The organism is Micromonospora sp. NPDC093244 (assembly GCF_040683695.1).
Taxonomy (GTDB): Bacteria; Actinomycetota; Actinomycetes; order Mycobacteriales; family Micromonosporaceae; genus Micromonospora.
The window spans coordinates 254,120-262,575 of record NZ_JBFBEO010000007.1; the positions used below are offsets into that span (position 1 = coordinate 254,120).

The 8,456-nt window shown below is 69.2% G+C and carries 7 protein-coding genes; all 7 read right to left on the reverse strand.

All coding sequences use genetic code 11. From position 1 onward, the window contains the following. Window positions 1-39 precede the first annotated feature (39 nt). Window positions 40-3,471 carry a DNA-directed RNA polymerase subunit beta gene (locus tag AB0N27_RS27335; RefSeq protein ID WP_139582402.1) on the reverse strand — a complete coding sequence of 1,144 codons (3,432 nt, stop codon included), beginning with the start codon at window positions 3,469-3,471 and terminating at the stop codon, window positions 40-42. Between the two features lie 570 nt (window positions 3,472-4,041). After that, a complete protein-coding gene (rplL, locus tag AB0N27_RS27340) occupies window positions 4,042-4,425 on the reverse strand; it encodes a 50S ribosomal protein L7/L12 (RefSeq protein WP_151488762.1) in 384 nt (127 codons plus the stop codon). A 54-nt stretch (window positions 4,426-4,479) separates the two neighbouring features. Continuing rightward, on the reverse strand, window positions 4,480-5,025 hold the full coding sequence (gene rplJ, locus AB0N27_RS27345; protein WP_074314622.1) for a 50S ribosomal protein L10: 546 nt from the start codon (window positions 5,023-5,025) through the stop codon (window positions 4,480-4,482). 343 nt (window positions 5,026-5,368) lie between these two features. Further along, window positions 5,369-6,058 (reverse strand): hypothetical protein, encoded by a 690-nt coding sequence (locus AB0N27_RS27350; protein WP_364375627.1) that lies wholly within the window; start codon window positions 6,056-6,058, stop codon window positions 5,369-5,371. Next, on the reverse strand, window positions 6,055-6,864 hold the full coding sequence (locus AB0N27_RS27355; RefSeq protein ID WP_364375630.1) for an ABC transporter ATP-binding protein: 810 nt from the start codon (window positions 6,862-6,864) through the stop codon (window positions 6,055-6,057). The genes AB0N27_RS27350 and AB0N27_RS27355 overlap by 4 nt, the downstream gene beginning before the upstream one ends. 82 nt (window positions 6,865-6,946) lie before the next feature. Next, on the reverse strand, window positions 6,947-7,663 hold the full coding sequence (gene rplA / locus AB0N27_RS27360; protein ID WP_139582408.1) for a 50S ribosomal protein L1: 717 nt from the start codon (window positions 7,661-7,663) through the stop codon (window positions 6,947-6,949). 77 nt (window positions 7,664-7,740) lie between these two features. After that, window positions 7,741-8,172 carry a 50S ribosomal protein L11 gene (rplK, locus tag AB0N27_RS27365; RefSeq protein ID WP_053653970.1) on the reverse strand — a complete coding sequence of 144 codons (432 nt, stop codon included), beginning with the start codon at window positions 8,170-8,172 and terminating at the stop codon, window positions 7,741-7,743. Window positions 8,173-8,456 lie beyond the last annotated feature (284 nt).

The window sequence follows — 8,456 nt, forward strand, 5'->3', positions numbered from 1 at the left end:
GGGGTCGGGGGCCGGCGAGCCGGCCCCCGACCGCTCACCTCAGACCTCTTCGACCGAGCTCGGCTCGCGCCGGGACAGGTCGATGCCCAGCTCCTCAGCGGCCCGGAACACCTCGTCGTCGGTCTCGCGCATCTCCAGGGCCACACCGTCGCTGGAGAGCACCTCAACGTTGAGGCACAGCGACTGCAGCTCCTTGAGCAGCACCTTGAACGACTCCGGGATGCCCGGCTCCGGGATGTTCTCGCCCTTGACGATGGCCTCGTAGACCTTCACCCGGCCGAGCACGTCGTCGGACTTGATCGTGAGCAGCTCCTGCAGGGCGTACGCGGCGCCGTACGCCTGCATCGCCCAGCACTCCATCTCACCGAAACGCTGACCGCCGAACTGCGCCTTACCACCCAGCGGCTGCTGCGTGATCATCGAGTACGGGCCGGTCGACCGAGCGTGGATCTTGTCGTCGACCAGGTGGTTCAGCTTCAGGATGTAGATGTAGCCGACCGCGATCGGGTCCGGCAGAGGCTCACCGGAACGACCGTCGAACAGCTGCGCCTTGCCGCTGGAACCGATCAGCTGCTTGCCGTCACGGTTGGGCAGCGTCGACGACAGCAGGCCGGAGATCTCGGCCTCCCGTGCGCCGTCGAAGACCGGGGTGGCCACGTTCGTGTCCCCCTCGGACTCGTGCGCGTCGATCGAGCGCAGCTGCCGCTTCCAGTCGGTGTCGTCGCCTTCGACCTTCCAACCGGTCTTGGCGACCCAACCGAGGTGGGTCTCCAACACCTGGCCGATGTTCATCCGGCTCGGCACACCCAGCGGGTTGAGCACGATGTCGACCGGGGTGCCGTCCTCCAGGAACGGCATGTCCTCGATCGGCAGGATCTTCGAGATGACACCCTTGTTGCCGTGTCGGCCGGCGAGCTTGTCGCCGTCCTGGATCTTGCGCTTCTGGGCGACGTAGACCCGGACCAGCTCGTTGACGCCCGGCGGCAGCTCGTCGCCGTCCTCGCGGGAGAACGTCCGCACACCGATGACCGTGCCGGTCTCGCCGTGCGGCACCTTCAGCGAGGTGTCCCGGACCTCACGCGCCTTCTCACCGAAGATCGCGCGAAGCAGCCGCTCCTCCGGGGTCAGCTCGGTCTCGCCCTTCGGCGTGACCTTGCCGACCAGGATGTCGCCGGGGACGACCTCGGCGCCGATCCGGATGATGCCGCGCTCGTCGAGGTCAGCGAGCATTTCCTCGCTGACGTTCGGGATGTCGCGGGTGATCTCCTCCGGGCCGAGCTTGGTGTCCCGGGCGTCGACCTCGTGCTCCTCGATGTGGATCGAGGTGAGCACGTCCTGCTGCACGAGGCGCTGCGACAGGATGATCGCGTCCTCGTAGTTGTGCCCCTCCCAGGTCATGAAGGCCACGAGCAGGTTGCGCCCGAGTGCCATCTCGCCCTCGTCGGTGCACGGCCCGTCGGCGATGACCTGACCGGCCTCGACGCGGTCGCCCTCGAAGACCACCGGCTTCTGGTTGACGCAGGAGCCGGCGTTGGAGCGGCGGAACTTGTGCAGCAGGTACGTCCGGCGGTGGCCGTCGTCCTGGTGGATGGTGACGTAGTCGGCGCAGAGATCCTCGATCACACCGCCGACCTCGGCGACAACCACGTCGCCCGCGTCGACCGCGGCCCGGTACTCCATGCCCGTACCCACCAGCGGCGCCTCGGCCTTGACCAGCGGCACCGCCTGGCGCTGCATGTTCGCGCCCATCAGTGCCCGGTTGGCGTCGTCGTGCTCGAGGAACGGGATCATGGCGGTCGCGACCGAGGTCATCTGCCGCGGCGAGACGTCCATGTAGTCGACGGCACCGGGGACGACGTCCTCGGTCTCACCGCCCTTACGACGACACAGGACCCGGTCCTCGGCGAACGTGCCGTCAGCCTTCAACGGCGCGTTGGCCTGGGCCTTGACGAACCGGTCCTCCTCGTCCGCGGTCAGGTAGTCGATCTGGTCGGTGACCCGACCCTCGACGACCTTCCGGTACGGCGTCTCGATGAAGCCGAACGGGTTGACCCGGGCGAAGGTGGACAGCGCGCCGATCAGGCCGATGTTCGGGCCTTCCGGCGTCTCGATCGGGCACATCCGACCGTAGTGGGACGGGTGCACGTCGCGGACCTCGAAGCCGGCCCGCTCGCGGGACAGACCACCCGGGCCGAGCGCGCTCAGCCGACGCCGGTGGGTCAGGCCCGCCAGCGGGTTGGTCTGGTCCATGAACTGGGACAGCTGCGACGTACCGAAGAACTCCTTGATCGCCGCCACCACCGGGCGGATGTTGATCAGGGTCTGCGGCGTGATCGCCTCGACGTCCTGCGTGGTCATCCGCTCGCGGACGACCCGCTCCATGCGGGAGAGGCCGACCCGAACCTGGTTCTGGATCAGCTCACCCACGGTGCGCAGGCGCCGGTTGCCGAAGTGGTCGATGTCGTCGGCCTCGTAGCCCTCCTCACCGGCGTGCAGCCGGCACAGGTACTCCACGGTGGCGACGATGTCGTCCTCGGTGAGCGTGCCGGTGGTGATCGGCACGTCCACTTCGAGCTTCTTGTTGAACTTGTAGCGCCCGACCTTGGCGACGTCGTACCTCTTCGGGTTGAAGAAGAGGTTGTCGAGCAGGGTCTGGGCGTTCTCGCGCGTCGGCGGCTCGCCAGGGCGCAGCTTGCGGTAGATGTCTAGCAGGGCCTCATCCTGGCCGGCGATGTGGTCCTTCTCGAGCGTGGTCATCATCAGCTCGGACCAGCCGAACCGCTCGCGGATCCGCTCGGCCGACCATCCGATGGCCTTGAGCAGGACCGTGACGGCCTGCCGGCGCTTGCGATCGATGCGTACGCCGACCGTGTCGCGCTTGTCGATGTCGAACTCCAGCCAGGCACCCCGACTCGGGATGACCTTGACGCTGGAGAGGTCGCGGTCGGAGGTCTTGTCCGGCTGCTTGTCGAAGTACACGCCCGGGGACCGGACGAGCTGGCTGACCACGACGCGCTCGGTGCCGTTGATGACGAAGGTGCCCTTGGGCGTCATCATCGGGAAGTCACCCATGAACACCGTCTGGCTCTTGATCTCGCCAGTGGTGTTGTTGGTGAACTCCGCGGTCACGAAGAGCGGAGCGCAGTAGGTCAGGTCCTTCTCCTTGCACTCCTCGATCGAGGCCTTGACCTCGTCGAAGCGCGGCGCCGAGAAGGAGAGTGACATGGTGCCGGAGAAGTCCTCAATGGGACTGATCTCTTCAAGGATCTCCGCGAGACCCGAGCGTGCGTGCGGGTCGTCCGCCGACCGGCCCTGCCAAGCCTCGTTGCCGACGAGCCAGTCGAAGGACTCGTTCTGGATGGCAAGGAGGTTGGGGACCTCGAGGTGTTCGGTGATCCTGCCGAATGAAACTCGGCGGGGAGCGAATGCGCTCGACGTACGACTGGTCTTCGCAGGGCGGGAAGCTGCCAAGATGCGTCCTTCCGAGGACCGGTGCTGCAGAACGGCTGGTACGCGTGCACTCCAATGACCCCACCAGAAATATCCGTAAACGGACATTTCCGAGCAGGGGTCAAGTCGGAAGGCAGCGCAAACTAGCAGTGTAGCCGAGAGGCTAACCGCTGTCCAGCCCACCCCGCAGGTCGTCTGCGGAACGCGCCTCGGCCCCCGTCAACCGGGGTCTGCCGGGCCGCTCAGAACGCAACGTCCCCACTGGGCCGCGCGGGTTGCCGCGGCCGTTGGTGCCGCCGCTGTCATTACCCACGTTGTGGCCGTCGCAAGCGCGGTGTCTTGCTGGTGTCAGCGTGCCTGGCAGCCCGGGGCCGCGTCAAGGGCCGGTATCCGGGTCGTCCGTTCTTTCCCACCGGAGGTGGACCCGCAGTCCCCGTTCAGGCCGGCACGCCACGGACGGATGCCCAGCTCAGAATGGGTGGACGCCGGACCACCAACACGGCGGGCGGCGATCCGTGTCGGATCACCGCCCGCCGCGACGCGATCGTGTCGCGGCTCACCGAGCCGGGCACGCGCCTGTGGAACGTCAGGTCACTTGAGGGTGACCTTGGCGCCCTCGCCCTCGAGCTTGGCCTTCGCCTTGTCGGCGGTCTCCTTGTTGACCTTCTCCAGGATGGCCTTCGGCGCGGACTCGACCGCGTCCTTGGCCTCCTTGAGGCCCAGGCCGGTCAGCTCACGCACGACCTTGATGACCTGGATCTTCTTGCCGCCGTCAGCCTCGAGGATGACGTCGAACTCGTCCTTCTCCGGCTCGGCCTCGGCGGCGGCCGGGGCGCCACCAGCGGCGGCAACGGCGACCGGAGCCGCGGCGGTGACCTCGAAGGTGTCCTCGAACTGCTTCACGAACTCGGAGAGCTCGATCAGCGTCATCTCCTTGAACGCGTCAAGCAGCTCGTCGGTGCTGAGCTTCGCCATGTCTGGCGTCCTTTCCTGAATCTGTTAAGTAAGACTTGGTGCGTCGGGACGGCCTCAGGCCGCCTCGGCGCTCTCCTTCTCGCGCTTGTCCTGCAGTGCAGCCGCCAGACGGGCGGTCTTCGACAGCGGGGCCTGGAACAGGGCCGCGGCCTTGCTCAGGTTGCCCTTCATCGCGCCGGCCAGCTTGGCCAGCAGCACCTCGCGGGACTCCAGGTCGGCGAGCTTCGTGACCTCGGCCGCGGAAATGGCCTTGCCCTCGAAGACACCGCCCTTGATGACGAGCTTCGGGTTGGCCTTCGCGAAGTCGCGAAGGCCCTTCGCCGCCTCGACGACGTCGCCCGAAACGAAAGTCAGCGCGGTAGGACCGGTGAACAGCTCGTCGAGGCCGTTGATGCCCGCGTCCGTCGCAGCACGCTTCGCCAGCGTGTTCTTCGCGACCGTGTAGCTGGTCTCGGCGCCGAGCGAGCGCCGGAGCTGGGTGAGCTGGGAAACCGTCAGACCGCGGTACTCGGTCAGCACGGTGGCGCCCGCGTTGCGGAAGCTCTCGGTCAGCTCAGCGACGGCCGTGGCCTTGTCGGCTCGGATCGGCTTGTCCGCCATGTCCCTCCTCTCTCGTTCATCGAGGCTGGTCCCCGTCACGGCCGGAACCGGGAGCGGGGGCGGAGGCAGCGCGACAACGAGAAAGCCCCGGCGCAGGGCGCACGGGGCGAGGGCCGGCGGATCGACACGGTCGGCGGACCATGCTCACTGCCGAGTTACGCTTGCCGCCCTACGCGGGTCGCCCGTCTGTCGCGGGACCTTCGACCGTGCCGGAGCACGGTGACCAGCGGTCTCTGGGTGGTTCCTCATCCATAACGAACACGGATGACTGTTGAAGAGTACGCGCCCGCGTCACCAGCGCCAAATCGCCCCCGGTGAGCCGGGCCACCAGCGCCGCCGGCGGTCACCCCCGGGCCCGCCGCCGCCACAGGTAGCCGCCGACCACCGCGGCGCTCCAGGCCAGCGCCCACACGGTCAGGGCCAGCAGGGTGAGCGCGGCGGCGTCACCAGCAGCCGTCCGGGCCGTGGCCATGATCGGCGGAGCCAGCCAGGGGGCCACCGAGCCGTTCAGGCCCAGCACCACCGCGCCGACACCGCCGAGCGCCAGCACAGCGACGCCGTACCCGGCGCCACCCACCGACGCCCGGCTGGCCAACGCCCCAAGAGCAACAGCTGCGGGTACGACAAGCAGGTGCGCCCACAGCCCCAGCGCGAGCCCGGCCGGCACCGACCGGTCCCCCGGGTCGACCGGGCCGGTGACCCCGCCCACCAGCCACGGGAAGACCAGTGCGACGGCCACCGTCAGCAGTGCCGCCACTCCGGCGGCGAGCAGACCCGCCGCCCGCTCCCGGGCCACTCCGACGGTCACCTGGGCGAGCCGGCGCTGCACGTCCGGCTCGACGTCCAACAAGATCTTGGTCTGCCAGGCGAGCACCGGAAAGAGCACCACCGCGGAGACCCCGTACGCCTCTGCCGGCTGGGCCCGGCCGCCCCCGTACAGCGTGCCGAGTGCGACGAGACCGGCAAGCAGCGGCGCCAGCGCCCGGCCGGTACGCAGGAAGCCGGCCAGCCGCAGCCGGACCAGGGCGGTCATCGGGCCTCCCCCACGGTCGGCGGGGCCAGTGCGGCCGGCGGGGCTGACGGCTGGTGCTGGGGTGCGTCGGTCGAGGCGTCGGGGCGTACCCGAAGAATCTGGTGGCCCTCGGCCCGCAGGCGGGCGACGGTGCTGGCGACCCGCGCGGACGGCACCGCGACCTCGACCACGGCGACGGTCTCGTCCGCCGACGGCGTCTCCTCGGTCAGCTCGCCGTGGGCCACCGTCCAGCGGCGCGCCCCGGGCAGCCGGATCGTCTCCCCGCGATGGTCACTGACCAGGACCACGCCGTCGGCGGCGAGCACCTCGTCGATCAGCTCGGGGACCAGCTCACGGGTCGCGGCGTCCAGCCCCTCCCACGGCTCGTCGAGCACCAGCAGGCCTGGCGGGCGCAGCATCGCCTGGGCGAGGCCCACCTTCTGCGCGGTGCCCTTGGACAGCTCCGGCAGGCGAACCGCGCGGAATCGGGCCAGGCCGAGCCGGTCCGTCCAGGTGGTCACCGCGTCGTCGGCCGCGGAGCGGCCCAGGCCGGCCACCCGCGCCATCCCGGTCAGGTACCGGGCCACGGTGAACGGCTGGTCGGCGGGGAACCGTTCCGGCACCCAGCCGACCCTGGCCGGGCGGTCCGTGACCCGACCCCGACTCGGTCGGAGCACCCCGGCGGCCACCTGGAGCAGCGTCGACTTGCCCACCCCGTTGCGGCCCAGCACGACCGCCACCTCACCCGGACCGATCCGCACGTCCACTCCGTGCAGCACCCACGGCCCCCGCCTGTGGTACCGCAACCAGACGTTCTCCAGCCGCATGCGGTCGAGCCTGCCACAACACGAACGCGCCGGGGCGCCGCCACGGTCGTGGCGGCGCCCCGGCGGAGCGAACTGGTCGGGCTCAGGCCTCGGCCGAGTCCTCCTGGAGGTTCTTCACCACGTTCGGGTCGACCGGGACGCCCGGGCCCATCGTGGTGGTCAGGATGACCTTGCGGAGGTACTTGCCCTTCGCCGCGGACGGCTTGGCCCGCAGCACCTCGTCGAGCACCGCCGCGTAGTTGTCCACCAGCTGGCTCTCCGAGAAGGAGGCCTTGCCGATGATCAGGTGCAGGTTGGAGTGCTTGTCCACCCGGAAGGTGATCTTGCCGCCCTTGATGTCCTGCACCGCCTTGGTGACGTCCATGGTCACCGTGCCGGTCTTCGGGTTCGGCATGAGACCGCGCGGGCCCAGGATCCGCGCGATCCGGCCGATCTTGGCCATCTGGTCCGGCGTGGCGATCGCCGCGTCGAAGTCGAGCCAACCACCCTGGATCCGGGCGACCAGCTCGTCGGTGCCCACCTCGTCCGCACCCGCCGCGACAGCCTCCTCGGCCTTCGCGCCGCCGGCGAAGACGATCACGCGGGCGGTCTTACCGGTGCCGTGCGGCAGGTTGACCGTGCCGCGGACCATCTGGTCCGCCTTGCGGGGGTCGACGCCGAGGCGCATGGCGACCTCGACCGTGGCGTCGAACTTGACGTTGGTGGTCTCCTTGGCCAGCTTCACGGCCTCGGCGGGGGTGTAGAGCTTGGACCGGTCGATGACGTCGGCGGCCTTGCGGTAGCTCTTGCTGCGCTGCATTGCTGATTACTCCTGTGGTCTCTGGCGGGCCGCTCGGCGCGAGCCCTCCCACGATCGGGTCTTCGGCGGAGCCGACGTCAGTCGTTGACGGTGATGCCCATCGACCGGGCGGTGCCGGCGATGATCTTCTCGGCCTGGTCCAGGTCGTTGGCGTTGAGGTCGGCCATCTTCTTCTCGGCGATCTCACGCAGCTGGGCGCGGCTGACCGAGCCGACCTTCTCGCTCTGCGGAACGCCGGAACCCTTCTGCACACCGGCGGCCTTGATCAGCAGCCGGGCGGCGGGCGGGGTCTTCAGCACGAAGGTGAAGGACCGGTCCTCGTACACGCTGATCTCGGCGGGGACGATGTCGCCCCGCTGGGACTCGGTCTGCGCGTTGTAGGACTTGCAGAACTCCATGATGTTCACGCCGTGCTGGCCGAGCGCGGGGCCGACCGGCGGCGCCGGCGTGGCCTGGCCCGCCGGCAGCTGAAGCGTGAACGTCTTGACGAGCTTCTTCTTCGGAGGCATGTCACTTCCTGGGGCTTGGAGCTGGGAAAATGCGGCTGACACCGCCCTGGCAGGCGCGCACGGTCAGCGCGGTGCGACAGCGGCGACGTTCAAGAGTAGCGCAGGCCGCAGCCCGCTCGTCCGCCGAGGTCGAGCGGGGAGGGCGTACGCCGACGTCGGCGGCGGGCCGGGGCCCCCCCCCCCCCCCCGGGAGATATTGGGGAACAGGTTGAATTTTTGCTACACCCGGGTCTACCCGGCGCAGAAAGACACCCGCACCAATTGCATAAGCGGGTGGGCGGTGT